This window comes from Priestia sp. 10L35 (assembly GCF_056395685.1).
The window spans coordinates 113,244-137,475 of sequence record NZ_JBFTKA010000007.1 but is presented as its reverse complement, the minus strand read 5'-3'; the positions used below and the strand labels follow the sequence as shown (position 1 = coordinate 137,475).

26 protein-coding genes and 2 pseudogenes are annotated in these 24,232 nt (G+C 34.2%); 12 read left to right on the top strand and 16 right to left on the bottom strand.

The window, feature by feature from the left end; translation table 11 throughout:
• The first annotated feature begins 435 nt into the window (after nucleotides 1-435).
• From AC1DEF_RS22860 to AC1DEF_RS22850, 3 genes are all read left to right on the top strand, one after another.
• The gene (locus tag AC1DEF_RS22860; RefSeq protein ID WP_176521247.1) at nucleotides 436-1,728 is read left to right on the top strand and encodes a VTT domain-containing protein; all 1,293 of its coding nucleotides are present in this window, start codon (nucleotides 436-438) and stop codon (nucleotides 1,726-1,728) included.
• A 92-nt stretch (nucleotides 1,729-1,820) separates the two neighbouring features.
• Entirely contained in the window at nucleotides 1,821-2,540 is a 720-nt protein-coding gene (locus AC1DEF_RS22855) for a response regulator transcription factor (protein ID WP_097823799.1), read from the top strand.
• Nucleotides 2,518-3,870: a sensor histidine kinase gene (locus tag AC1DEF_RS22850; RefSeq protein ID WP_097823800.1), complete on the top strand. Its 1,353-nt coding sequence runs from the start codon at nucleotides 2,518-2,520 to the stop codon at nucleotides 3,868-3,870. Before AC1DEF_RS22855 ends, AC1DEF_RS22850 begins: the two co-directional genes overlap by 23 nt.
• Nucleotides 3,871-4,087: 217 nt before the next feature.
• Here the strand turns inward: AC1DEF_RS22850 and AC1DEF_RS22845 are convergent, their stop codons facing one another.
• The 3 genes from AC1DEF_RS22845 to AC1DEF_RS22835 all read right to left on the bottom strand — a co-directional run bounded on the left by AC1DEF_RS22845 (nucleotide 4,088) and on the right by AC1DEF_RS22835 (nucleotide 6,884).
• Nucleotides 4,088-4,327 carry a hypothetical protein gene (locus tag AC1DEF_RS22845; protein WP_025749171.1) on the bottom strand — a complete coding sequence of 80 codons (240 nt, stop codon included), beginning with the start codon at nucleotides 4,325-4,327 and terminating at the stop codon, nucleotides 4,088-4,090.
• A gap of 704 nt (nucleotides 4,328-5,031) precedes the next feature.
• Complete coding sequence (locus tag AC1DEF_RS22840) at nucleotides 5,032-5,823, bottom strand: aminoglycoside phosphotransferase family protein (RefSeq protein ID WP_097823801.1); 792 nt, start codon at nucleotides 5,821-5,823, stop codon at nucleotides 5,032-5,034.
• A 284-nt stretch (nucleotides 5,824-6,107) separates the two neighbouring features.
• A complete protein-coding gene (locus AC1DEF_RS22835; RefSeq protein WP_097823802.1) occupies nucleotides 6,108-6,884 on the bottom strand; it encodes an SDR family oxidoreductase in 777 nt (258 codons plus the stop codon).
• A 441-nt stretch (nucleotides 6,885-7,325) separates the two neighbouring features.
• Between AC1DEF_RS22835 and mle the strand changes: the two genes are divergently transcribed.
• Both mle and AC1DEF_RS22825 read left to right on the top strand, forming a co-directional pair.
• The gene (mle, locus tag AC1DEF_RS22830; RefSeq protein ID WP_043980736.1) at nucleotides 7,326-8,165 is read left to right on the top strand and encodes an alpha/beta fold macrolide esterase; all 840 of its coding nucleotides are present in this window, start codon (nucleotides 7,326-7,328) and stop codon (nucleotides 8,163-8,165) included.
• 230 nt (nucleotides 8,166-8,395) lie between these two features.
• Nucleotides 8,396-8,983, top strand: a complete 588-nt coding sequence (locus AC1DEF_RS22825; protein WP_097823803.1) for a DUF4825 domain-containing protein — start codon at nucleotides 8,396-8,398, stop codon at nucleotides 8,981-8,983.
• Nucleotides 8,984-9,070: 87 nt separating this feature from the next.
• On the opposite strand, the gene AC1DEF_RS22820 is transcribed toward AC1DEF_RS22825, so the two are convergent.
• The 4 genes from AC1DEF_RS22820 to AC1DEF_RS22805 form a co-directional block, all read right to left on the bottom strand.
• Nucleotides 9,071-9,760: an alpha/beta fold hydrolase gene (locus tag AC1DEF_RS22820; protein ID WP_097823804.1), complete on the bottom strand. Its 690-nt coding sequence runs from the start codon at nucleotides 9,758-9,760 to the stop codon at nucleotides 9,071-9,073.
• Nucleotides 9,761-9,925: 165 nt separating this feature from the next.
• A complete protein-coding gene (locus AC1DEF_RS22815) occupies nucleotides 9,926-10,849 on the bottom strand; it encodes a LysR family transcriptional regulator (protein ID WP_176521284.1) in 924 nt (307 codons plus the stop codon).
• A gap of 391 nt (nucleotides 10,850-11,240) precedes the next feature.
• On the bottom strand, nucleotides 11,241-11,816 hold the full coding sequence (locus AC1DEF_RS22810; protein ID WP_097823806.1) for a hypothetical protein: 576 nt from the start codon (nucleotides 11,814-11,816) through the stop codon (nucleotides 11,241-11,243).
• Nucleotides 11,817-11,827: 11 nt separating this feature from the next.
• Complete coding sequence (locus tag AC1DEF_RS22805) at nucleotides 11,828-12,133, bottom strand: hypothetical protein (RefSeq protein ID WP_097823807.1); 306 nt, start codon at nucleotides 12,131-12,133, stop codon at nucleotides 11,828-11,830.
• A gap of 130 nt (nucleotides 12,134-12,263) precedes the next feature.
• On the opposite strand from AC1DEF_RS22805, the pseudogene AC1DEF_RS22800 reads away from it, so the two are divergent.
• Nucleotides 12,264-12,368 (top strand): annotated as a pseudogene (locus AC1DEF_RS22800) (GNAT family acetyltransferase); the annotation flags it as partial.
• A 199-nt stretch (nucleotides 12,369-12,567) separates the two neighbouring features.
• Here the strand turns inward: AC1DEF_RS22800 and AC1DEF_RS22795 are convergent.
• Nucleotides 12,568-13,071: a DinB family protein gene (locus tag AC1DEF_RS22795; protein WP_162213981.1), complete on the bottom strand. Its 504-nt coding sequence runs from the start codon at nucleotides 13,069-13,071 to the stop codon at nucleotides 12,568-12,570.
• Nucleotides 13,072-13,167: 96 nt separating this feature from the next.
• Between AC1DEF_RS22795 and AC1DEF_RS22790 the strand changes: the two genes are divergently transcribed.
• The 3 genes from AC1DEF_RS22790 (at nucleotide 13,168) to AC1DEF_RS22780 (ending at nucleotide 14,479) form a co-directional block, all read left to right on the top strand.
• Nucleotides 13,168-13,443, top strand: coding sequence for a hypothetical protein (locus tag AC1DEF_RS22790; RefSeq protein WP_477727557.1), 276 nt, complete (start codon nucleotides 13,168-13,170; stop codon nucleotides 13,441-13,443).
• A 6-nt stretch (nucleotides 13,444-13,449) separates the two neighbouring features.
• Nucleotides 13,450-13,602: a hypothetical protein gene (locus AC1DEF_RS22785; RefSeq protein WP_477727556.1), complete on the top strand. Its 153-nt coding sequence runs from the start codon at nucleotides 13,450-13,452 to the stop codon at nucleotides 13,600-13,602.
• A 262-nt stretch (nucleotides 13,603-13,864) separates the two neighbouring features.
• Nucleotides 13,865-14,479 (top strand): DUF998 domain-containing protein, encoded by a 615-nt coding sequence (locus AC1DEF_RS22780; RefSeq protein ID WP_043980720.1) that lies wholly within the window; start codon nucleotides 13,865-13,867, stop codon nucleotides 14,477-14,479.
• A gap of 112 nt (nucleotides 14,480-14,591) precedes the next feature.
• Here the strand turns inward: AC1DEF_RS22780 and AC1DEF_RS22775 are convergent, their stop codons facing one another.
• Nucleotides 14,592-15,188 (bottom strand): YdcF family protein, encoded by a 597-nt coding sequence (locus AC1DEF_RS22775; RefSeq protein ID WP_043980719.1) that lies wholly within the window; start codon nucleotides 15,186-15,188, stop codon nucleotides 14,592-14,594.
• Between the two features lie 845 nt (nucleotides 15,189-16,033).
• Between AC1DEF_RS22775 and AC1DEF_RS22770 the strand changes: the two genes are divergently transcribed.
• Both AC1DEF_RS22770 and AC1DEF_RS22765 read left to right on the top strand, forming a co-directional pair.
• The gene (locus AC1DEF_RS22770; RefSeq protein ID WP_097823811.1) at nucleotides 16,034-17,203 is read left to right on the top strand and encodes an FtsW/RodA/SpoVE family cell cycle protein; all 1,170 of its coding nucleotides are present in this window, start codon (nucleotides 16,034-16,036) and stop codon (nucleotides 17,201-17,203) included.
• A gap of 75 nt (nucleotides 17,204-17,278) precedes the next feature.
• Nucleotides 17,279-18,388 carry an FtsW/RodA/SpoVE family cell cycle protein gene (locus tag AC1DEF_RS22765; protein WP_318331396.1) on the top strand — a complete coding sequence of 370 codons (1,110 nt, stop codon included), beginning with the start codon at nucleotides 17,279-17,281 and terminating at the stop codon, nucleotides 18,386-18,388.
• 228 nt (nucleotides 18,389-18,616) lie between these two features.
• Here the strand turns inward: AC1DEF_RS22765 and AC1DEF_RS22760 are convergent, their stop codons facing one another.
• On the bottom strand, nucleotides 18,617-19,528 hold the full coding sequence (locus tag AC1DEF_RS22760; protein ID WP_318331397.1) for a C40 family peptidase: 912 nt from the start codon (nucleotides 19,526-19,528) through the stop codon (nucleotides 18,617-18,619).
• Nucleotides 19,529-19,843: 315 nt separating this feature from the next.
• Between AC1DEF_RS22760 and AC1DEF_RS22755 the strand changes: the two genes are divergently transcribed.
• Nucleotides 19,844-20,356: a DUF2062 domain-containing protein gene (locus AC1DEF_RS22755; protein ID WP_162213978.1), complete on the top strand. Its 513-nt coding sequence runs from the start codon at nucleotides 19,844-19,846 to the stop codon at nucleotides 20,354-20,356.
• A 165-nt stretch (nucleotides 20,357-20,521) separates the two neighbouring features.
• On the opposite strand, the pseudogene AC1DEF_RS22750 reads toward AC1DEF_RS22755, so the two are convergent.
• The 6 genes and pseudogenes from AC1DEF_RS22750 to AC1DEF_RS22725 all read right to left on the bottom strand — a co-directional run.
• Nucleotides 20,522-20,848: pseudogene (locus tag AC1DEF_RS22750) on the bottom strand (hypothetical protein); the annotation flags it as partial.
• On the bottom strand, nucleotides 20,844-21,233 hold the full coding sequence (locus AC1DEF_RS22745) for a YkvA family protein (RefSeq protein ID WP_318331398.1): 390 nt from the start codon (nucleotides 21,231-21,233) through the stop codon (nucleotides 20,844-20,846). The pseudogene AC1DEF_RS22750 and the gene AC1DEF_RS22745, both read right to left, overlap by 5 nt.
• 104 nt (nucleotides 21,234-21,337) lie before the next feature.
• Nucleotides 21,338-21,775 carry an NUDIX hydrolase gene (locus AC1DEF_RS22740; protein ID WP_477727555.1) on the bottom strand — a complete coding sequence of 146 codons (438 nt, stop codon included), beginning with the start codon at nucleotides 21,773-21,775 and terminating at the stop codon, nucleotides 21,338-21,340.
• 284 nt (nucleotides 21,776-22,059) lie between these two features.
• A complete protein-coding gene (rpiB, locus tag AC1DEF_RS22735; protein ID WP_280559387.1) occupies nucleotides 22,060-22,524 on the bottom strand; it encodes a ribose 5-phosphate isomerase B in 465 nt (154 codons plus the stop codon).
• 75 nt (nucleotides 22,525-22,599) lie between these two features.
• On the bottom strand, nucleotides 22,600-22,725 hold the full coding sequence (locus AC1DEF_RS22730; protein WP_141425874.1) for a GapA-binding peptide SR1P: 126 nt from the start codon (nucleotides 22,723-22,725) through the stop codon (nucleotides 22,600-22,602).
• A 149-nt stretch (nucleotides 22,726-22,874) separates the two neighbouring features.
• Nucleotides 22,875-24,221, bottom strand: a complete 1,347-nt coding sequence (locus AC1DEF_RS22725) for an MFS transporter (protein ID WP_097823820.1) — start codon at nucleotides 24,219-24,221, stop codon at nucleotides 22,875-22,877.
• Nucleotides 24,222-24,232 lie beyond the last annotated feature (11 nt).

Below are 24,232 nucleotides of genomic sequence, written 5' to 3'. Positions count from 1 at the left end.
AAATATTCACCACATCTTTTTGTTCTTTTGTTTATGCAAGTAAAGATTTACTCTACTGATAAAAGAGTAAACATGATAAAAAAATTAATACCGGGTATTTAGCCTTTTTAATCAATTTGTGTGGTGTATCTTTTCTTCTTTTTCGTTACATAGATTGTTTAGGAATTTCTTACACTATTTATTAGAAACACATACAGTCTTAAGTTGAGCTTTCAAATAGCACATTTTCAGTCTACGGTTTGTAGTTAAAAATAGGCTAAAAATAACATTAAAAATCAATGAAAAAGAAAGTTTTTTTTATAAATAGTGCTACATTAAAAGAAAAGCAAAGGTGAAATTAACCTTTTCCCTTAGCTTATTTTCAATCAAATTCAAGCATATTTGAGTTATTCACTGTGCTTTAGGCAAATACATATTATGAAAGAAGGACAAACCATGGATTTTATCACATCTTATATAAATCAATACGGATATATCGTGCTGTTTCTAGCATTGATGCTGGAACTGCTCGCTCTTCCTCTTCCAGGGGAGCTGCTCATGGGCTACGCCGGGGTTCTTGCCTTTCAAGGACATTTGAGCTGGATGGGAAGTATCTTGGTGGCTGGTATGGGGAGTATGGTTGGAATGACCATAGCCTACGGAGTTGGTTATAAGTTAGGGACTCCTTTTTTTGATAAATACGGAAAAACCCTTCATATGGGGCCAGAGCGAATTGAAAGAATGTCAAAATGGTTTAGTGTGCATGGAAACAAACTGTTGATTATTGCTTATTTCCTCCCTGTTATTAGACATATTACAGGATATTTTTCAGGAATTACTCGGCTTCCTTTTCGTACGTATGCACTGTACGCCTATAGCGGATCATTTCTTTGGGTCACCACATTTATTACTCTAGGAAAGTTATTAGGACCTCAGTGGGAACAGTTTCATAATTCTATCAAGAAGTACTTTATCATTGGGATGATTGTAGCTGTAAGTTTGTTCGTTGCTATTTACATTTATAAAAAGTTCAAAGTAACGATTAAAAAGATAGCAATTAATTGTCTCAAGTGGATAGTAAATGTGTTTCATACGCGGAAACGGGCAGGGCTTGTTTTTATATTTACAGCATTAGTAACATTAGGGTTTATTCTGCTTATGATTGGAATGACGCAAGACTTTATCGCAAACGAGTTTGGAGATTTTAACAAAATAACGAGTCTATTAATAACAGCCCTTTTTAATAAAGATTGGAATGTACCAATGCGGATATTTTTCATGCTGGGATCCAGGCAAGTTCTGGTGGCATTAATTTCCTTTACACTTGTGTGGATTTTATGGAAAGGCAGAGATAAAAAAATCGAATTATTATCTCTGGTAGCTGTTGCAGGCGGCGGAGAGCTATACGAAGAAAGCCTAAGACGAATTTTCCACCATTTCTCTCCTATTAGAAAATCGTTGATAGAACAGCTTTCATACACCTTTCCAAGCGAGCAGTCTTTGATGGCTTTTGTTATTTATGGGTTTGCTGTATTTATGCTGGTTCGACACTCTAAAAGATTATGGACTCCTACATTAGCACCAATAGCAGCCATTCTTATTTTATTGCTTATTGCGATTAGTCGTTTGTACCTGAGCATACAATATCCCAGCGATATTGCAGCAGGATATGTATTTGGAGGAGTATGGCTAGGGTTAAACGTTTTACTTCTTGAAACCTTCCGCCTTATGAAAGGTATTAGTCTATAGCGGTTCACTAAAAAGAAAGTCAAACTAAACAGGAACTTATCTTGTCCAAATGGCATTTATTATATTTTGAACGACGGGAAAGGAGAAGCTGCATGCAAAACCGTATTTTAATCGTTGAAGATGAAGAAATGATTGCACGAGCTCTTCAAATTGAGCTTGAACATGAAGGATACAAAGTATTCGTAGAGCATGAAGGAAAAAGCGGCCTTGAAGCTGCTTTACATAATAGCATTGATCTAGTTTTATTAGACGTTATGCTTCCAGAACTTAGCGGTATCGAAGTCCTTCGAAGAATTAGAAAAAAGAACGCCTGCCTCCCTGTTATTCTTTTGACAGCCCGTGACACTACGCTAGATAAAGTGATGGGACTAGATCATGGAGCAAATGATTACATCACCAAGCCCTTCGAAATAGAAGAAGTATTAGCTAGGGTGCGCAATAGTCTTCGCCATGGAGCTATCATTCAAGAAGTTACTGAAAAAAAAGATGTTCATTTATCAATAGAAGATTTATCTGTGAATTTAGAGGCCAGAGAAGTGATAAGAAAAAACAAAACGATTATACTAACCCCGAAAGAATATGATTTGCTTGTTTATTTACTAAAAAATCAAAATATCGTACTGAGCAGAGAAAATATCCTCTTGACCGTTTGGGGCTACGATTATGAAGGAGAAACAAACGTAGTAGATGTGTATATTGGACATTTGAGAAAGAAAATAGAAGAAGAGATTAACTCTCCCTTGATTCGCACCGTCAGAGGAGTAGGATATGTGATAAGAAAGGAACCATATGAAAATTACTACCAAGGTTAACTTGTTTATTACAGTTTCTCTGTTAGTCAGCTTGCTCATTGTAAATACGATTGTATTTTTCTTATTTATGAAAACGACCGTTAATATGGAAGCACACTTAGTCTTTAAAAATGCGAGTGAAATGTTGAAAAAATACCCCATTTCCAAATCCTTAACACTAGACAAAAACCTTTTAAACTCTTACATGCCTAGTCACTCTTTTATTCGAATCGTTGGGCCGAACTCTACAACTATTAATCAAGTCACTAACGACAAAGTCCTTGTTCAGAAAATCTCCCCTACTTTTTCAACAGAAAAGAACTTTGAACTTAGACCTTTTCAAGAACATCAAAATTTAGTAGTTCACGTACCGATTCATCAGAATCACAAAGTAATCGGCACGTTAGAAATAAGTGAGCGGTTATCAGGACTAGAAAGCCGCAAAGATATTATTTTGTCCATAATGGGGACTGTTACCATGGTTTCTGTTCTTCTCTCTTTTCTAGCTGGCAGATGGCTATCAGCTATCATTATGAAGCCTATTGTATCAATGATCTCTACAATGGAAGATATTGAACAAAGTGGAACGCTGAAAAAGATTGGTATACAATCTGAAACAAAAGATGAAGTGTACAAAATGGCAGCTACATTTAACCGTATGATTAGTAAACTGAAGGAAAACTCAGAGAAACAAAGGCAATTTATTTCCGATGCCTCTCATGAGTTAAAAACACCTGTGACTGTTATTAGCAGTTTTATTACGATTCTTAGAAGGCATGGAACACAAGACGAAACAATAGCAAAAGAAGCAATTGAGGCTATTTATTTAGAAACAAATAGAATGAAAAATTTGACTAAAACACTATTAAGTTTAGCTGAATTAGAGGACTCCGAACCTGTTGATATAAAATCAGTTGACCTTGTCTCTCTCAGCACAGCCCTTGTAACTCAGTTCATGCAAGTTTATGATCGACCTATTATTCTGCATAAAAATTCCCCCTCCATTTTCATCAAGGGAGATGAATTGAAGCTGAAACAAGTAATCATTATCTTTTTAGATAATGCTATAAAGTATAGTACTGATGTAATTGAGGTCTTTTTGGAAAGTAATCAGCATAAAGCGATTCTCCGAATAAAAGATTATGGCATTGGCATACCAGAAGAAGAACAATCTCATGTTTTTGAAAGGTTTTATCGAGTAGACAAAGCCCGCAAACGGGATTCAAGAGGAAGTGGACTCGGATTAGCTATTGCTAAAAATATTGTGAACCTCCATAAAGGAGAAATTGATATACAAAGCAAAGAACATGCTGGAACAGAGATTAAAGTTACTTTTTCCCTTACACACTGAGTAAGTCGCTTTTATATAAATTAGCTCATGTACCACTAGTGAGGAAGCAACTATCAATATTTAATTTCTAAAAATGCTACCTACTGGATGCATCCAAAACAGAATCCCCAGTTTTTCATGAGAAAAAACACCTCCAAGTGATTACTCGGTACTCCATACCCTGTTATCAGCTTGAAGGTGCTTTTTATTTATATAAAATCAGAGCCTGTCCAAATTATTAGCAACTACGTTTTCTTAATCTGCGAACGCTGATGCTTTCTAAACTAGTCGTATTTCTATTACCTGAATTATCTTCCCATACTAAAAATCCGCCTTCTGCTCGAATAAACGTACCATTTCCATCAAGCTGTCTTCCAGCAGAAAAAACTTGAATTTTATCTCCTCTTCGAAAATTATCTACTATAGAACGAGATTGAGATTGAGATGTACGGCGATCTCCACTACGACGTCCTGGCATAACTTCACCTCCCTATACATTTATAGTACATACTATGAAAAAAACAAAAATTGGCATAAGCAAAACGCGTAAAAGCAAAAAAAATATTTTACAAATTGAAAATTTGGCCATCCCTGTCCATAGTATTTCTGTAATACTTCTTACATTCGCCCCTAGTCAACATGATGCTCTTTCGAGGGCACATATAAAAAGCTAGCTCTTATTGCATAACGATTGTTTTTGTTGCTACAACTTACAAACACCCTGAATCTCTTTCATCTTATATTGCTGTTGTTGCATTGATTTATTGAGTATAAAATACATATATGTTAAAGAGTTTGATATATATAATTAAAAAAGTTATATCTCTTAGACGCAAAAAAAAAGAACCCTCCATAAAAAGAGGATTCAAACAGGGTAAGTAAGAAAAAGAAATATACATGCATGTTCCTGGGGGGCACTACGCTTGTATAATCAATTTATACCCGCTATTCACTGATTGAAACAGTAAAAAACATTTCAAATAAAAATTAATAGTTAATCTATTAAATACAATCTCTGAATATATTCAATAGCTTTATCTTTGTACTATACCTGTTCTCTAATATTAATAATTCGCATAACAAGTGCTCCTCTACCAGGAATAACAGCCATCATTTACATAAAGGATGTTATAGACATGCTTTTTAATAAAAGTGTGTTGCTTCTTCAATTAAAACTTATCCTTAAACCCATTCTTTCCTATGTTCACGAATAAATTTAATATCATTTTGATAATGTTCAAGATGCCCTTGGTGTATCATTTTCTGGAACGCACTGTCGCCTTCGCTGGCTTTTCTTGTAATTGTTTTACATAACCCCTCTAATCTCAGCAATACCAATTCCAAATAACCTTCTTGTACTTCTTCGCCGTAAGATTCAAAAAATAATTTCACTCTTTGGTTTATATGTTGAGCGTGCTGCAATGAATTATAATAAATCCTCTCACCTGTGTCAGAAAGATAAAATCTACTTAAGGGGACGCACGTATAAAGAGTATAAGCAATGTCCCAAATTCTTGGACCAGGCCCAGCAACATCAAAATCAATGACGCCTACTGGTCTTTTGTGCTTAAAAATGATGTTGTATATGGCAAAATCATTATGACATAGTACCTCAAATGGTTTAGGAGTGTTATCTATTGATTTCCAGCTGTCATCAAATGAAAAATCGCTCACTGAATCATGATAAAGACGGAGCATTTTCCCTATTTCTATTAAAACATCGTCAGACCACATATATTTCTTCAAGGGATAATTACCAGCTTCACCTTCAATAAATGACAAGACCTCTCTCCCTTTTTCATCAATGCCTAAAAATTTTGGCGCATAACTAAAACCTTTGTTCTCTAAATGCTTTAATAGTTTATGAAATTTATGACTATCTGATTTTAATTCTCGTCGTACAGTATCTCCCAAGCGATAAACGTTAGAGACATTCCCTCCTGTTAGCACTTCTTCGTCCTCAAAGCTTGACATATAAACATTCCCCCTGAATATATCCTATTTGTCGTCAATAAGTGAAAATGATAAAGCATTCGTCATAAATGAAATATCTCCATTTTACTACTGATTTAGAAAAGCCCGTACTTTTTCTTTTGTAGCCCATCAACAATCCTTTGGGACTGACTAATAAAGTGGAGAAAATCGGTTATCGTCATATTACGTTACATTATAAAAAAGAATCTTCATTCGAAGATCCTTTTAACTGCTCGTTTCATACAAAAATCCGCTAAAAAGTGGAAGACCGCTATTATGTTAAATCACCAAAAGCCTCCATCTGAGTGAATAATTTGTCCAGTAATCCATTCTGATTCTTCACTTGCTAAAAAGATAACTAATTTTGCGGCATCACGGGGCTCACCAAGTCGACCCATTGGGAACTTTGGCAGTAGCTCTTCCTTTAACTCACTGCTCATCCAGCCAGTGTTAGTTGGTCCAGGATCTACAGCATTAACAGTAATTTTAAGAGGTGCTAATTCAATAGAAACTGATTTAGTAAACGTAGAAACAGCCCCTTTTGTTGCAACATAAGCCAAATTCCCAGGCTCAGGTGACTTATCTTGACCTGAAACCATATTAATAATTCGACCGCCATGCTTACCTTCGATTAGACGTGCAAACTCAACAGTCAAAAGACACGTTCCTCTAACATTCACGTTATAATGAGCATCAAGCATATCAGCATCTATAGAACGAAAATCTACGTCCACGGAATGTGTTGCATTATTTACAAGGATTGATGGAGAACCTAGTTTGTTTTGAACTTCACCAAGCAGCTTTCTTGGTGCATCGGGTTGCGATAAATCCAATTCCATTGATTCACATTGCACTCCCAGACTGCGAATCTCTTCCATAAGATGTTTCGACCATTTAAAATCATCCTCATTGCAATAATCCATTAAACGATCATACTTTGACCAATGAGTGAAAAAAATATCTGCGCCTTCTCTAGCTAATTCCCTGCATATTTCAGTACCAATACCTTTTGCCCGACTAGCACCAGTAACAATCGCAATTTTATTTATTAACCGCTTCATAAAGCATCTCCTCATGAGAACGTTGAATTCATATGCTCACCAATAGCACACGAACTCAGCAATCCTGTATATGTATATTAATCTATCAAGTTGTAATAAATGAAAAAATGTAATTAAAGTTTAAAAGGTATTTTCTCCATAGTAATCATTCATTTTTATTTCACCTCACATAAGTATTTTTCCATACATGCATTCAACTTTCCTGCCTTATCAACATGTTTCAGACAGCAAAAGCTGAATCCCCCTAGTCTCCAACAAGTTTAGGCTCTTTCCTTAGTTACATTTTCAAGAACGTTATATTTTACTTTTTAGTAAAAAGGTAAAGAGATAGGTAGAATAATGGATTTCCTAAATAAAATTCTAAAAGGAAATATCCCTATGTTAGAGAACTGAATAAAGGACTGCTTTTCATTTCTCTAACACTTAAAAGGAGGTACACGAATGAATGAAGAGATAATAAAAATTGATAACGTTGAGATTTGTACAGAAAGTTTTGGAAACCCCAAGAATCCTGCTGTACTTTTAATAATGGGAGCAATGTCTTCGTTAGATTGGTGGGATGAAGACTTCTGTCTTCGCCTCGCTGAACATGAGAGATTTGTTATTCGTTACGACCATCGTGATTTAGGGCGATCTACCACTTATCCACCCGGTACGTCTAACTATACAATAACGGATATGGCTGACGATGCAATTGGTGTTTTAGATGCTTACTCTATAGACAAAGCTCATATTGTGGGAATGTCTTTGGGCGGGATGATAGGACAAATCCTTGCTCTTAGATATCCGGATCGCATAGACTCCCTTACTTTAATTGCATCAAGCGTATTTGGAACGGAGGCGGAAAAATTGCCCCCAATGGATCAGCGAATACTTGATTACCACACGAAGAGCGCTTCCATAGACTGGTCAAATCAAGAGGAGACTGTTCCCTACCTTGCAGGTGGATGGAAAATTTTAAGTGGAACAAAACCTTATGAAGAGAAAAGAATGTATAAGCTAGCAGAAAGAGAAGCTGCCCGCGCCAAACAGCTGCCGAGTAGATTTAACCATGCTTTGCTTCAAGGAGGAGGCCAATATTATGACAGATTGAGTGAAATTACTATACCTACACTGATTATTCATGGAACAGAAGATCCGGCACTCCCATACGAACATGGACTTGCTCTTGCAAAAGCTATTGCTCATGCTAATTTAATAGCTCTTGATCGTACGGGACATGAAGTCCATAGTGAAGACTGGGAACAAATCATCAAATCAATTGTAAGGATTAGCTCCTAAAATCAAAACATGAGATATGAAGACTTCAAAGCGTTTTTTTAAGAAAGCTTTGGGGTCTTTTCATGTTTCAAAGTTCCTTCCTTCTACTTACAGTAGACAAAACGTTTCCTATAGCAAAGGGTGTTTTGTACAAAAGTACCTACAACTTTTCAAAACATCACATTTACGATACACTGATAATTCGCTAAATATCCACATAAGGGTATTAAAGTAAGAAAATGGAGGTTATTATGAAATATTTTAAGGTACTTTTCTGTTTAATCTTATTAATCCTTGTAGGTATAACCGGCTGTTCTTCAAAAGAAGAAGTCACAAGCATTAACACTGTTGATGTAAAAGATCTTAAAGACCACAGTGGAACTTATGTTGGAGATAATTCTAACGTAGTAGCTATCGTAAGAGCATTGCCTGGAGGGGAAACATTTAAAGAAATTGATTTACATAATAAAACACCAAAAATAATGTATGGTACTAAAGAGGGATCTTTATCAAAAGATGAAATGTTAAAATATTGGTTTGACGGTAAGAATACATTAGAGAAAAATTTTCTTTACAATGCTATTTATTTAACAATATTAGTACCTAATGCTGAAGGTTACAGCTTTAGAGTAGACAATCAAAAACTTTCAGCGTCTAGAGAAGAAATGAAACAATTCATTTCCAAAAACATTCAAACTTTACCAAGTAGCAATGAGTTATTTGATAAAGAAAACGCACAGCAATTTATAGATAATAATAAAGAGAAGATTAATAAAGCAGTTAAATCGGCAACTATTCGAGAACAATTTTTTAAGAATGTTCCTATCGTAAAAGAATAAGAACAAATAAAGAGCCTTAAATAAGGCTCTTTATTTGTTTTCTATTTACTTAACCAATCTTTCAAATTAAATAAAAGTTCCAGAAAGTCACGAATCAAGGAAGCTTTTCACAGCAGTTAAAAAAGCGGATAAGTTTCCTGCATGCACCTCATGTCCAGCCCCTTCTATCGTTACTAATTTACAATTTGGAATGCGCTTAGAAACTTCTTGCAATTTATCTTGAGGAATATGGCTGGATCCTCCTCCTATGATGAGAGTAGGTGCAATTATCTCTGTAAGACTTCCCCACCATTTAGGACTGGGGTTGTTTAACTGTTGAAGAATTGAAGGTACAACCTCCCAGTCAAATGGTAAAGAACCAGACGGTTTGGGAGGAATTTCGAAATTTTCTCCTGTAAAAGGTGGAGGAGTATCTTCAACAATTAATTGATCTACCCTTTCTGGAAATGTTTCAGAAAAAAGATAGGACACCGTACCGCCCATAGAATGCCCAATTAACGTAAAGCGCTCCAAATTCATCGCATTTACAAACTGAAGTAAATCATCGCACATAAGTTCAAACGTATAGGTTCCGGTTCTCTCACTTCCACCGTGTCCTCGCTGATCTAAAGCTAAAAACCGATATTTCTTTCCTAATACAGCTGCTACTTCATCCCAAGACTCTGCACTCATTCCCAAAGCGTGAAGTGCAATAATAGCGGGTGCCGAAGCTTCGCCTGCCTCTCGATATTGAAATGTTAAACCATTTAGTTCAATTTGATTTACTCGCATTTTCAAATTAGATCAACTCCTAACTCAGATTTCACCAATTAAAATCTAGTTTATTAAGGTTCATCTATATATTAGCGAAGGAATGAAGATTTCCTTCACCTCTTATCTTATTAGGAAAGATATTAGATTATTTTATGTATCCAGTGTAATTCTTTAGTCAGCATAATGCACCTAGAGTTTTTCACTTTCGATACCTATATAATTTAAACCAAAAGTACTGTAAGCCAATTGAATAAAAGATTGTAAAGGAAGAGACATAAATTTATCTTTATGCCAAAACATTTGTGTATAAAGAGGCGTATCAATTTTAGTACAAGCCAATTCTTTTAACACGCCTTTCTCAAGCTCTCCTTTTACTACTACTTCGGGCAATATCGCAATACCTAAATCTAGCATGACGCATTGCTTAATAGCTTCCACGCTTGCAAATTCAAATTTAGTTGATGTACAAATACCCGCCTCGCGAAACAAATTTTCCGATACTACCCGGTATGAACACCCCGACTCAGTATACAAAAGAGTCTCATTTTCAAGCTCTTCTAAGTAGATATCCGTTTTATCAGCTAAAGGATGCTGAGGAGCAGCAATAATTTTCAAGTCTTCTGCAACAAGACATTGTGTATGTAGATTTGCATCATGATGCTGGATAGGCTCCATCGTAAAGGCGATATCAAGAGTGCCGTCTAGTAGCTGCGCTCTTGTTTGTGCTTGAGAGTAAGTGGGCTTAAAGATCATTTTAACCTTTGGAAATTGATCCTTGAACTCTTTTAATATTGGAGGCAATCTATACGTGCACTGGCTTTCAGAAGATCCAATAATAAGTGTACCCGCAGGCTCTTCCACTCCACTTACAGCGTTTTTTGCTTCCTTAGTCAATTGAATCATTTTATCGGCGTACCTTTTAAATTCTCGACCTGCCTCTGTTAAAACCAAGCGCTTTCCGAGACGTTCAAATAAAGGAGTTTCAAGTTCATTTTCAAGAGCTTTTATTTGAGCGGTAACGCTTGATTGAGCAAAGTTCAAAATTTTAGCCGTATAGGTAAAATTTAAATTTTCTGCAGCTGTTTTAAACGTAATCAGTTGTTTTATTTCGATTTTCCTCACCTCTTTATAATCGGATATTTCGATTGATTCAATCGTAATGTTCATCTGTAACGATTGCTAATTTCATTATAAAATATGGTAAATCAAACCACAACATACTAAATATAAAGAGATAAGGGGAAATCATAATGTCTATAAAAAAAGAGAATACAAAGGAACCAACCGTTCTAATGCAAAAAAATACAAGTGACAAAAACTTCAAATACTATTGGAATGAAATTATTCGAGCGCTTATCGTAACCAAATAAGGAAGGCTAATCAATTTTATTTTTTGGAAAAGTAGATCCACATACAAGCGTATAAATATAAAAATAATAGCTCGCTAACGCTGACGATATACAGAGTTAGCGAGCTATTAACCTATTTAAACTTATAATTATGTTTATTGGCTTGAATCTAACCTAAACTTTGCAATATCCTTGTCATCTTGGGAGATAATGAGTGTACCCTTTAACGCATTAGCTTGTAGCTTTTTTAGTTTTTCTTCAGTTGGCAAAAGAGGTAATTCATTATTTTTTTCCTTTGCTCCTAAGGTATAACTAAGAGTAAATTTACTTGTTCCTTTAGATGGAATTTCTCCTATACTCATACCAATACCTAACTTATTGTTATCCATATTATAAATATTTGAACCAATTGATTCCTTTACAGCTGATACCAACTCCTTATCTGGTTCTATGCGAATGTTTGTTTTAGCAAAATCAGAGAGAGCCATAATATTGTTAGACGTATTTTCCATCGTAAATGTATAGCGTAACTCCGTTGGAACGATATGTTTACTTTTATTCTTTTTATCAGGAACTATCATTTCCCCAACGATTTTTTTATCATTTGTTAATAGTACCTCTGCTTTTTGTAATTTTAAGTACTCAACATTGTTTACATATTCGGTTTTTGAACAAGCGGAAATGATAAACATCAAACACATAATAAACAAACCAAGATAAAACTTTTTCATATTTCTCCTCCTTAGACTTTTCCCTGCACCTGATCCTTTATCATAAGTCCAAATATAGCGAAGAAGTTTAATACAACCAGCAATCCATAATAAAAGCCAATCCCTTCAAAAAACAAAGAGAGAATGGGGAATATTATAGATCCAAAGCCAAATAACATAATAATAAGGCCAATCCCTTTAGCGAGCTGTTTTTCATCCTTAGGTGTAAATATCTTTCCATATCCAGCAATGAAATTAGTATTACCTTTTTTCCATACACGTTTCCCAATATAAATAATGAAGCAGCTTACTAAACATATAAATAATACGTTCAACATCAGATATTACCCCTTCTTCGCACACTCTAATTTAACATATATAGTATATTTTACCATAAAATTTTACAAATATTATGTATTAAAGGTGGACTCATAAAATATAACACTATAAAATATATACATACTAATTATGGATATCTTAATTAAACAAGAACTCACTGAAGAATATAATAAAACTGAAGAAGTTGTGAAAAGCGCTTTTTTAAATGAAGAATACAGCGATAAGAAAGAACATTTTGACTTTCCTGAAGAATTCTTTATGACCTTAGAGTTAACAGAGGGATTATTAAAAAATATGCAAGGTGTTGTGCAGTGCTCAAAAGCTTTTTCAGAGTAAGTACTAACTGATTAATTAGGTTTTACCTAAAGGCTGCCTAGAAAAAAATTTTATAGTATTTTCTATGGGCAGCCTCTTTTTTATTTACCTGATATTATTAAAGCGGTGAGTTTTCCACACCTAAATGAACCCAATCTTCTTTTGGAGGCCCATAAACTCCAGGCGGTTTTAGTCCTGCTTGACGCATCAGAATGGTAATTTGACCTCGGTGATGAACAATATGCTTGATTAGTCCCATTAAGATTGTGGCATTTGATTGGGTTCTTCCGAATGCTTCTTGCGTATGTTCTAAAGATTCATCTGTCCATTGCTGTTCAATGATTTTAGCAGCGTGAGAACTTACATTTTTAAAGGTTATAGCGATTTCCTGGGCAGAAGATGGAACGCTTGCTGTACTTTCTATTCTGTCTATGCTCAGTCCAAATTCAGTTAGATAATCTGGAATATTGGTTGTAAAATGCCAAGCAATTCTTCCTAACGTACGTCCTTCAGGGTAAACTTGTTGTTTCAATGAATCATCTGTTAAGCTATCCAAAACTTTTTGAGTTAGCATAGCTTCGTTGTTCCATTCTTTGATAAAATCTGAAATGGTATTATACATGTAAAAGACCTCCCAATATAAATCTAATCTAAATTAACACTTAAATAATATCATAGAAAAAACCAGTTGGCTTATTTACTAAAGAAAGGAGATTCTATGTTATTTAAAGCTACTGCTCAAAAAACTATTATTTTCACTCTATTACCTTTAAATGCTTTATTATGCATTCAAGCAGTTCAATATAAAGCATTTGATTTTTTACTTCTTTTTGCTATCCTTTGTTCGTTTCTTTCCCTGTGCCTCAGATATGAATTTCAAATAGAAAAAGACACTTTAACCTATAGAACATATATATTATGGTTTAAAGTATATGCAAAAACCGTTAAACCAATGGACATTAAAAGAATTGTATTTAAACGGTTAAGTTGGTAAACAAAATTGGCAGTAGTAAAAGTAGAAAACGGGTGGAATATGCGAATAGCATTATTTAATCCACCAAATGTTTTTAAGGAATTAGAAACATTTGCACATGAATATGATGTAGATATTCAAAAAACATCAGATTATAAAATTCTAGAGAAAATGTCTTGAATGTCACCGCGTTTGGAATACATTAACTTTACGTATGGGGGTGCATAATCAGCCGTTATTCATTTCTAATTAAGCAGCTTTTGGACCTCTTTACCGCTACAAAACATTAGTAAAGAGGTGTTTTCCTAAGCACCTTCAAGTTTAAACACTTTGTCCTCCTTCCTCGCATCGACCTCAAGCCCTACTTAAAAATAGGCTTCAAGACCATTCTGTTTAACATTATTTGGATATACAATTCGTATATAACACTTTTTAAGAGGTGATGATTCTGTATATATCGAAAAAGCTTGGCATTTTAAGCTGGTTTGCTACTTGCTTGTATTTTTTAGTTGAACCTTTTTTTATTTTGACTTCAACTGCTCCCTACAGTTTTTTACATCACGCAATGAGTGATCTTGGCGTAACTTCTTGTGGAACCTATACCTATTCAATTGCACCTCATGAAATTTGCTCTCCTCACCATTTCTGGATGAACGTATTGTTTATTATAAACGGATTAACACTTTCAATTGGTGTTCTGTACATTTCACAAAACCTAAAGAAAACAAAAATAACCCAACTAGCAACAGCTTTTATTCTTATATTAGCTTTGGGTAACATTGTTTCAGGCTTTATACCGGCTGATATAAATTTATTTTGGCATTCAATATTCGCTCAACTTGGCATGATCACTGTTTTAGCTGGTCTTTGGATGTATGCGTCATCTTTAACCAGCGGCAAGTATTGGACTTATGGCTGTTTAGTCTCCTTACTAGTCATCCTCATACTCATTATGTTTGTATTTTTTGTTCCTATGCCTACCGGTCTGCTGCAAAGATTATTCTATTTAGTAATCTTTATATGGGGCACCGTGCTTTCCTTTATGTTAAACAAGTAATCCATTATCATTCCGTTTCATATGAGCTTACAAGATTACGTTCAACTACTCGCAATTTTAAATAGCAAAAAGTCCATAGAGACATCCCCTATGGACTTTTTATACGATTTTGTTAGATAAATTCTCTTAATAATTCTTTAGATTTCTTTCCGCTAAAACCAAAATAATTGCCAATAAGCTTGACGTATTCTGTGTAGGTAACTTTTCTATTTAAAGCAGTTTCCCACCATCTCTGTGGATTATAATAGCGACTTCCACTAGAACAATAGGTTAATTGTATTTGGGTATCCTTAAATTCTTTATTAAAGTTTTTTTCTACCCTTTTCATATGATAGTTGGAAGAAACAACGATAGCGGATTGAAAATGATAGTTCATCATTAGCCTTTTTGTGAATTTAGCGTTTTCCGTAGTACTTGTAGCGTGATTTTCTAATATAATTGAATTCTCAGGTATCCCTGATTCCTTGGCTTGATGATAAAAATTATTCTCTTGACCATTCGAAAGGATTAAATGAGCGGCATAGCCTTTTTTATATAATTCAATTCCTTTCTCCAGTCGATCATTATCACCACTTAACACAATAATCACGTCAGATTTTACCGGCTTTTCGTTTACCACAAGCTCTTTCCCGGCAAACAGAAAAAAAACAATCCCTAATCCCAGCATAAATATACTGATTTTTATTCTTTTACCTTTAATTTTTTGCATATAGACCCTCATTTAAAAAGTTCACTTCATATCGTATCATAAAGCTCAATATTCATAAAAATAAAAAGGTGCTTTCAAAAGAACTTTGCATTCTGTAAGCAATCACAGCTTTTATATAAAAGTTAACATTAAAAATTTCAACGAACGTTCTTTCTCAATATTTTTGTGAATCACATGAATTTTATACAAAATTAAATATTTTTTAACTTATTTGTATTAATATTGTTTTTTTCACTTATTTTTCATTTTTCAATGATAAAATTACAAACGATATGAGAAGTGAGCAAAATAACTTATTTATTAACCTTAAAAAACTGACCATAATGGTCAGTTTTTTAGTGTAAAGAGAGTTAGTTACATCATTAGTTTTCTATACTGATTTAACGAAAGTAATTCGGTTTTTAGTTAAATTTTAAGGTTTTTATTAGACAAATATTTTTCCTTAATGTTAAACTGTTTCCCTAAGGAAAAATGAATTAGCATTTAAATATATGAATTGTTAATACCTATAGGCATTTCAGTCTGTTCTAAGTCAAAATTTTATTTCCAAAGGGTTTCTTATGCCCAAAAAGTTTCCTTTAGGCAAATTTATAGTATTTAACAAAAAAAATAAGCTGAAGTCAAGAAAATATCTTTTTCACTAAATTAGGGCTAATACACGTTTTGATTATACAGGCTATCGTATGGTAGACCTTTTATATAAAACATTACGGGTAAAACAGATTGGAGGTTTGTGATAGATCATGAGAAGAAATCTATTTTATTGATATTTTTCTAGCATATATTAGAGAAACTTATATTCAGTAATTGGAATGGAAATTTAATAAAGAAAAGGTGTTTTAAAGATGGAACGCAAGAAGTCAGAAAGCTTTAATTATGGTCTTGCTTTTACAATGCTGCTGTTTTTTATCATTAGCTGTATAGCTATTTATAACGCGCAAAAAACAGGACAGTATTCTACAAACTTCGTAATTAAACAAGTTGAATGGTACGCAGTAGGTATTGGGATTATCTTCATCACCATGAGGCCCGATGAGGAACAATGGGACCGATTCACATGGTTCTTTTATGGGCTAAATATTTTTATCCTTATTTTACTCATCGTTTCTCCCCAAAGTATTGCTCCTGTCAAAAATGGTGCAAAAAGCTGGTTCGTCCTTCCTGGTATTGGATCGATACAGCCGTCAGAGTTCACAAAAATCTCTTTAATCTTAGCATTTAGTAAAGTGATACGAAATCATAACGAAAAATTTCGCGTAAGAGATATAAGAAGCGACGTTTTACTCGTTGGAAAGCTAGGAGCTACGTTAGCGGTCCCTATTCTTCTTATTATGCAGCAGCCCGATTTAGGAACGGCACTTGTGATGATCTTTTTATTCTTTGTCATGATATTCGTTTCAGGAGTAAGTTTTAAGCTCATTCTTCCTACCTTTACTTCAATTATAGGAATCGCTTCAGGTATTTTATATATGGTTTTAAACCACCCAAAAATATTGGAAAAATATTTGCACGTTCAATCCTATCAGTTTGATCGTATCTATGCGTGGTTTGATCCAGAATCTTATGCAGGCAGCTTGTCTTACAACTATATGCAAGTGTTAAAAGCAATAGGTGCCGGATCCATTTCAGGAAGAGATACATCAAAATTTTCAGTATATGTGCCCGAAAAACATTCAGACTTTATTTTTAGTGCAATTGGAGAAAGTTACGGCTTCTTAGGAACTAGCCTTATTCTTTTCTTATTTATGGTGCTGATTCACCAAATTATTACCGTCGCATTTCATACGAAAGATCAATTCTCTACATACATTTGTACCGGCGTTATTTCAATTGTTTTCTTTCATGTTTTAGAAAATGTGGGCATGTGTATAGGACTTCTTCCGATAACGGGAATACCACTGCCGTTTATAAGCTACGGGGGAAGTGCGTTAATGAGTACGATGTTTTTGATGGGACTAGTATTAAATATAAGCTTTCGATCAAAAGCTTATATGTTTGATCAGGATGTGAGGTAATACAATGACTAATAAAAAAATGGCTAAAGAGATAAATTTAGACCTAAAGATTCGTATAAAAGTATTGAAATATATGTGTATTTTTTTATTTTCTCTCTTATATATAGCCGTTATGGTGTATCTGGGGATTATTTTTATAAAAAACAAAAGCTTGCTCTTATAGCAGGCTTTACCCTTTTCACATTAGCAGCTATCGTACCATATAAAATTTATCAAGAAAAAGCAGTATTAAAATTTTTATTAGGTGTCACTATTTCACTCCTTATTTTAGTTTTAGCTTTTGGACATACAGCAGGTAATGCACAAAGTTGGTTTAAAATAGGGCCTATTGCTATTCAGCCGTTAGAAATAACAAAATTAACGCTTATTATCTATTTAGCCGCTGTTTTTGCAAACAAACAAGAGTATATCAATGATTTAAAAAGGTCGATTCTTCCACCTATGGTGGTTGTGCTTTTTATTTGTTTCTTAATTATCTTGCAGCCTGACTATGGCGGAGCCTTGCTTATTTTAGGAACAGTTGCAGCTATTGTGTTATGTTCAGGGATTTCAAAGAAATCTATTTTAAAAATTAGTTTATTAGGCCTAATTGGAACACTTGTTATGTTAACCGTTTTATTAGTAACCGGAAACATGGATCTTTTGTTTTCTCCGGGGCGTTTGGCTCGTTTTACCGGATTCTTGCATCCTTTTGAAAATCAACAAGGCGATGGATATCAACTTGTTAATTCTTATGTGGCTATAGGAAACGGAGGAATATTAGGTATGGGATTAGGACAAGGCGTTCAAAAAACGGGCTACTTGCCTGAATCACATACGGATTTTATTATGGCCATTATTGCAGAAGAGCTGGGATTTTGGGGTGTACTTCTTGTATTGGGGCTACTGTTTTTTATTATTTTTAAAGGGTTAAAAACATCTATTAAGTGTCGTGATCCTTTTGGAGCACTGTTAGCTATCGGTATTTCCGTTATGATTGCTGTTCAAGTATTTGTAAACCTTGGGGCTGTCACGGGCCTTCTTCCTATTACTGGTGTCACCCTTCCTTTTATAAGCTTTGGAGGTTCTTCGCTTACATTGTTAATGCTTGCTGCAGGAATACTTACCAATGTTTCGATGTTTAACACGTACACTCAAACATTCAAAAGCCATTCAATGGAACAAGCTTATATAAGGAGTGTTTAACGTCTGAATGGCTAAATGGTGTATGTTAGCTAGCGTTATTGTTATTAACAAGCTGCTACAGGAGACATACATCTCATTCTTTCAAGCAAGCTCACCCTTTATATTAAGACCATTGTTCGCTGCTATAACAAAAAGTCCTGACTATATATCAGGACTTTTCACTTTATTTACACAAATAATAATAAAACTGCTTAGTTTCAATTGCTATATTTTTTTACTAGTAATCTATTAGAGAATAGATTTACTTCCTAAATAACGAGGTGCCCAGTAAGAATTGCTTAACGATGCAATAGTTACACCAGTTGAACTGCCAGCATGAATAAACTGCCCGTTTCCAATATAAATTCCAGCATGTGAAGGACCTCCAGTAGTATCAAAGAACACAATATCTCCTACATTTGGAGTAGATGTACTTTTTCCTGACTGATACAAGGTAGCTACTGTTCGCGGTACAGTTACTCCACCTCCATTTTTAAATACATAATAAATGAAACCGCTGCAATCGAAACCACTCGGAGATGTTCCTCCCCACACATATGGTACGCCTATGAATTTTTTGGAATAAGCAACAGTATCACTAGCTGTCGCTTGCGTTGAACTATTGACAGTTGAAGAACCAGTGGAGCCGTTAGATGCGTTATTTAAGGCATTTAAAGTAGCCGGACCTACTATTCCATCCACGGCTAAGCCATGATCCCGTTGAAAATTCATAACAGCAGTTTGAGTAACTGTACCAAAATATCCTGTTGGTGTGGCATTAAAGTAACCTTTTCCCTTTAACAATTGCTGTACTTTTTCAACTTCATTGCTAGTCATTCCATATTTTAAAAGTGTACCGTTTGTAACCGTACTTGTTGAATTACCTATTAACGCTTGATATGTATTAGATCCTACAATTCCATCAGCGGTTAAACTATGAGAACGCTGAAAGCTTAAAACTGAATCTTTTGTAATTGAACCAAAATAGCCAGTCGAAGTAGCTGAAAATATCCCCTTCTGTCTTAAAACATCCTGTAATTCTTTTACGTCTGGATCTGTCATACCTTCTTTTAATAGCTTGTCTCCTAAAGCTGCCTGGCTTATTGTTGGTAACACAATCAATGACGAGCATAGAGCTAATGAAGAAATTATCTTTTTCACTAAGTATATCCCCCGATGTTATATTTTTCTTGTTCTTGACTATAAAATTTTAGCAGGGAGAAAGAGAAAAGAAACAACCTATTTGTGAATTTTTTGTGACATTTTCAAAAATCACTTGATTTATTAGGAGGTAACTATTTATTTTGTCATATAAAGTATAAATATACTTATAATGGTTAAATCTGTTGTTCTTGAACCTCATTTTTCTTTTTACTTATGTGACGCTAAATCTTGAATACAATAAAAAACCTTTCTGTAATGGTGGACACCAAAAGGAAAGATAGGATGCCAGCGCGAAGAGATAGGAGGAATAATGTGAGCAAATTAGTGTTTTTGAAGCGCCGGTTTAAATACTTACTTATTAAACTATTAAGATTAAAAGATCATTCACATAAAGTTGCGCTAGGTTTTAGTCTAGGTTCTGTTGTGAACTTTGTTCCTACCTTTGGATTGGGCCTTATAATATCCGTAGGTTTAGCTAAATTATGTAAAGGAAATAGCATAGCAGGCCTTATTGGTGGAATGTTTTTTATGTGGGCCTTTCCGTTGATGTTTTACTTGAATACAGTAGTGGGAGGATATATATTTCCAATCGACCTTAATCAAACTTTGCTTCAGAATGCAGATGAAGATTTGGATAATCGACTAGAACTAGGAGCGAAAGTAGGAAAGAATTTTTTAACAGGAATGGTTCTTAATAGCTTTTTGTTTGGAAGTATACTTTATATTGTTAGTTACTATATTATAAATCAGTACAGAGGCTTCCTCTTACACTACATCTATAAGAAATGGACAGTAAAAAAACACACTAAAAAAACGGATAATTAGCTTAATTTCAACATTTATCTTTAATTGTAAAGCGATATAGCTGAACATTTTTTAAAAAGGCATAGAGATAAATTAGCCCATAATTGATAACCATAGGTATCAATTATGGGCTTACGATCTTTGTTTCTGTTTTAAGATAAATATGGAGGAAATAAAGGACTGCTCTCATTCCTTTGTTGAAGATAATACAGTTTGTTTCACCCATTTTTTTCGATTTCTTTGGTCAATGATCCATTGATATAAACTTTGTATGCCTAGTATCAGAGAAATTATAACACCGCTCGCTGCCAGGATTAATGCAAAATATTCTACAGGATTGTACGCAAGTATATTTCTCCATTTGATTCTTCCAATAAAATCATTTACTACAAGCCCCATTCCAAGCATTTGACCTACTACGGAATAAAGAGTCAAAATCAGTAATAACAGGCTGTCTTTTTTCGCATTAACGTTTTCCTGGTATCTAAATAAACTCTCTAGAGATTGTTTAGCTTCCTTTTAATAATTTAAAAACAGTAAAACAGCTCCACATAAAAATAAGTAGCCATACTACGATAATAATTGAACCCGCAACCCAATTTTTAGGTCGTTCATTTTGAATGAGCTCTTCTGCTTTGATTGTGCAGTCCTCTATAACACTTGCAGGTAGCATTTTCAAAGCAAGCATAATTCCTAAAGGAACAATGATTATATCGTCAATATAGCCTAAAACCGGTATAAAATCAGGAATTAAATCGATTGGACTGAAGGCATATGCAACAACACAAGCAGTAAATAATTTGGTATACCAAGATACTCGTTCATCTTTATAAGCTAAATATAAGATAAATAGCTGCTTTTTTAACTTTTTAGCCCACAGCTTTAATTGATTAAGCATGTTTCCTATTCTCCTTTGCTATATATCTGGACGGTTTGATGTAATATAAAATTACTTTTATTCTTTTTGATACCTACATATTTCTCTTATTAATAAATTTAGAACTATAAAAATAACTGATTAATGCAATCATCTTGATTTACAGCTAGTTTGGGAAGAGCTTGAATAGGAGCCCAATAGTATGAAAAGATTAATCCTGCATCTTCCCCTTTAGAATTAACCTTATATTCCCACCGTTCTGCAGTTTTTTCTTTAATTTCCAAATGAAAAACATGTCGTTCATGATACTGGCTTTTACCTTCATGATGATAAATATATGTTTTCAATTTTGTTACCGATAAAAACTCCATTAATCCAGATTCTTCTTTGACCTCCCTATATAAAGCTTCTTCAATTGTTTCTCCCTGTTCTACAGTACCTGCTGGAACTTGAACTCCTGCTTCTGGATAATCTTTGTGTTTGTAAACTAATAACTCTGTATGATGACCATTAAACCTAGTTATGTAAGCCATAACTTTTGTTATCAACGTTTTACCCTGCATATTCGCTTCCTCCTATATATAGATACTAACCGTACAGATTTTTTCATCAGCAAACAAACTTCTTTAACTCCCAAGCATAAATCAGGCATATTTTATTACATCTATTTTAATTGCAAAAATAATTAGTCTCATTGTTCTCATAATAAGCTGCTTTTACGGAAGGTTAACTGGTATGGGAATTGGAATGGTTAGTTTTGCTATTCTGATAGGATCTATAATCATCATATCAGTAAGTGAAATAATAGGAAAAGGCAAGAATCAAATTGATTCTTGCCTTTTTATCTTTATTTTCTTTCAAGAGAAGGTTGTGATACATTTTCGTATTCTGTAATTTTACAGATACGATTTTCATGACGGCCTCCAACAAATGGGGTTGTTAACCAAGTCTTCACAATTTCGCGGGCTAAACCTGGCCCAATTACTCGTTCCCCCATGGCTAAAATGTTCGTATCGTTGTGTTCACGCGTCATTTTAGCTGAAAAAACGTCATGAACAAGTGCGCAACGAATTCCTTTTACTTTGTTAGCGGCAATACTCATGCCAATTCCCGTACCGCAGATTAAAATTCCAAAATCCGCTTCTTCATTTGCTACTCGTTGGGCAACTGGAATCGCATAGTCCGGATAATCGACTGAACTGCTGCATTCACAGCCTAGATCTTCATATATTATGGACATTTCATCTAATAGATTTATAATCTCTTTACGAATATTTATCCCACCATGATCTGAAGCAATTATAACTTTCATAAGATTACTCTCCTTGTTCAGCTATAGTCTTAATTAAAATTCTAATGATTTTGGGAGTCTCTTTTTACCGATACGTTATTTCCTAGAACAATCTTCAGAACACTTCCCGTACCATGTTTTAACCCCTTCAGAGTTGTCTACATTCTCAATAACTTTCCCACATACTTGACAAACGATAGTTCCCTGTTTAAAACAAATCATTTTTGAAGGGAACAGATGAATTCATCTGTTGTTTTCTCTAAGATTTTTAGGCAAAAAATAAGTACTGCTCCTATTTTAGAAGCAGTACTTATTTTTTATTGATTGATTAGTAAATTGTGTATATAAACAAAAGCTTTATCAAAAAACAACTATGCTTTTGCACTAGAATTATTGCTGCTTATTACATCTTGGCTACTAGATTTAATGCTTCTAGCTACTAGTATACCTACTATCCCCGATATCCCTAAAATAATGAAGATGTAGTTATAACTTGTAACAAGAGCAATAAGCGTGGACGAAATAATACTTCCAAAATAACGAAACGTTGAATAAATGCCAGAGGCTGTACCAGACTGTTCTTTGCTTACGGAGTCCAACGAGGCAACCTGCATGCTTGTTAAACCTATTCCGGTCGAAAAACCTCCAATAATTAAAGCCACTATAAGAAAAAGAATAGATCCAATGTTCTCTAGAGATAGAAAAAGAATATTAGAGACAATAATCATAGCAAAAGAAAAACCAATCACTTTTTTAGAACTAAACTTATTGTTTAATAATCCACCTATCCAGCCGCTTAAAGACATTGAAATCGAAAAAACTGATAAAACAAGCCCTGTTTGCGCTGTAGATAAATGAAATTGAGACTTCATTAACAGAGGCATAATTAATAAAATCACATACATAACAAAGTTGCTAAGCATAATAGATAAATTAGCGCTTGTAAAGGTGGAATTTTTAAATAAAGAAAAATCGATAATCGGGTTTTCTGCCGTATTTTCTCTTTTGATAAACAAAATTGTAGATAAAATAAATAGTATTCCCATTATTAAAGCCTTGGTAAATTCCATACCGTGTGTCAACAAGATCAATAAAGAAATGCTAATTGCTAAATAAATGGAACCTTGAATATCTAAAGTACTTGTTTGCTTTTTAACATTAAATTTAGGAATCATAACTATTCCGCTGATTAAAGCTAAGAAAAGAAAAGGAACGTTGACCCAGAATATAGCTTCCAAATTGAAGTTTTCAAGCAGGACAGACCCTAATAAAGGTCCAATTGCAGCACCCAAACCCATCCCCATTCCAAATATACCTAGAACTTTAGGAAGCCGTTCTTTTGGCACCACATATCTAATGATTGCTATAGTGTTTGGAGTAAGTAAAGCTCCTCCTACTGCCTGCAGTGATCGAAAGATAATAAGGGAAATGAGATTAGTTGAAAATATACAGCCTAAAGATGCTATCAGAAAGAACACCACGCCCCATAAATAGATATTTCTGTTTCCATATAGATCTCCTAGCTTTCCAGCGATAGGCTGAGTGACAGCCATTACAATTAAATAAATAGTTACTACCCAAGAAATACTTGCAAGTGGTTCATTAAAATGAGCCGATATGGTTGTTAGAGCAACGGCAATCATTGTCGAATTTATTGGCACAAGAAATGTCCCAATTAGTAATGAAATAATCAAGATAAGCTCTTTATGTTTACCCAAACATTATTGCC

Excerpts from the sequence above, each read along its gene's own strand:
- AC1DEF_RS22860 (WP_176521247.1), top strand. The coding sequence starts at position 436 with ATGGATTTTATCACATCTTATATAAATCAATACGGATATATCGTGCTG.
- AC1DEF_RS22855 (WP_097823799.1), top strand. The coding sequence starts at position 1,821 with ATGCAAAACCGTATTTTAATCGTTGAAGATGAAGAAATGATTGCACGA.
- AC1DEF_RS22850 (WP_097823800.1), top strand. The coding sequence starts at position 2,518 with ATGAAAATTACTACCAAGGTTAACTTGTTTATTACAGTTTCTCTGTTA.
- AC1DEF_RS22845 (WP_025749171.1), bottom strand. The coding sequence starts at position 4,327 with ATGCCAGGACGTCGTAGTGGAGATCGCCGTACATCTCAATCTCAATCT.
- AC1DEF_RS22840 (WP_097823801.1), bottom strand. The coding sequence starts at position 5,823 with ATGTCAAGCTTTGAGGACGAAGAAGTGCTAACAGGAGGGAATGTCTCT.
- AC1DEF_RS22835 (WP_097823802.1), bottom strand. The coding sequence starts at position 6,884 with ATGAAGCGGTTAATAAATAAAATTGCGATTGTTACTGGTGCTAGTCGG.
- mle (WP_043980736.1), top strand. The coding sequence starts at position 7,326 with ATGAATGAAGAGATAATAAAAATTGATAACGTTGAGATTTGTACAGAA.
- AC1DEF_RS22825 (WP_097823803.1), top strand. The coding sequence starts at position 8,396 with ATGAAATATTTTAAGGTACTTTTCTGTTTAATCTTATTAATCCTTGTA.
- AC1DEF_RS22810 (WP_097823806.1), bottom strand. The coding sequence starts at position 11,816 with ATGAAAAAGTTTTATCTTGGTTTGTTTATTATGTGTTTGATGTTTATC.
- AC1DEF_RS22805 (WP_097823807.1), bottom strand. The coding sequence starts at position 12,133 with ATGTTGAACGTATTATTTATATGTTTAGTAAGCTGCTTCATTATTTAT.
- AC1DEF_RS22795 (WP_162213981.1), bottom strand. The coding sequence starts at position 13,071 with ATGTATAATACCATTTCAGATTTTATCAAAGAATGGAACAACGAAGCT.
- AC1DEF_RS22790 (WP_477727557.1), top strand. The coding sequence starts at position 13,168 with ATGTTATTTAAAGCTACTGCTCAAAAAACTATTATTTTCACTCTATTA.
- AC1DEF_RS22780 (WP_043980720.1), top strand. The coding sequence starts at position 13,865 with ATGATTCTGTATATATCGAAAAAGCTTGGCATTTTAAGCTGGTTTGCT.
- AC1DEF_RS22775 (WP_043980719.1), bottom strand. The coding sequence starts at position 15,188 with ATGCAAAAAATTAAAGGTAAAAGAATAAAAATCAGTATATTTATGCTG.
- AC1DEF_RS22770 (WP_097823811.1), top strand. The coding sequence starts at position 16,034 with ATGGAACGCAAGAAGTCAGAAAGCTTTAATTATGGTCTTGCTTTTACA.
- AC1DEF_RS22745 (WP_318331398.1), bottom strand. The coding sequence starts at position 21,233 with ATGCTTAATCAATTAAAGCTGTGGGCTAAAAAGTTAAAAAAGCAGCTA.
- AC1DEF_RS22740 (WP_477727555.1), bottom strand. The coding sequence starts at position 21,775 with ATGCAGGGTAAAACGTTGATAACAAAAGTTATGGCTTACATAACTAGG.
- rpiB (WP_280559387.1), bottom strand. The coding sequence starts at position 22,524 with ATGAAAGTTATAATTGCTTCAGATCATGGTGGGATAAATATTCGTAAA.
- AC1DEF_RS22730 (WP_141425874.1), bottom strand. The coding sequence starts at position 22,725 with ATGATTTGTTTTAAACAGGGAACTATCGTTTGTCAAGTATGTGGGAAA.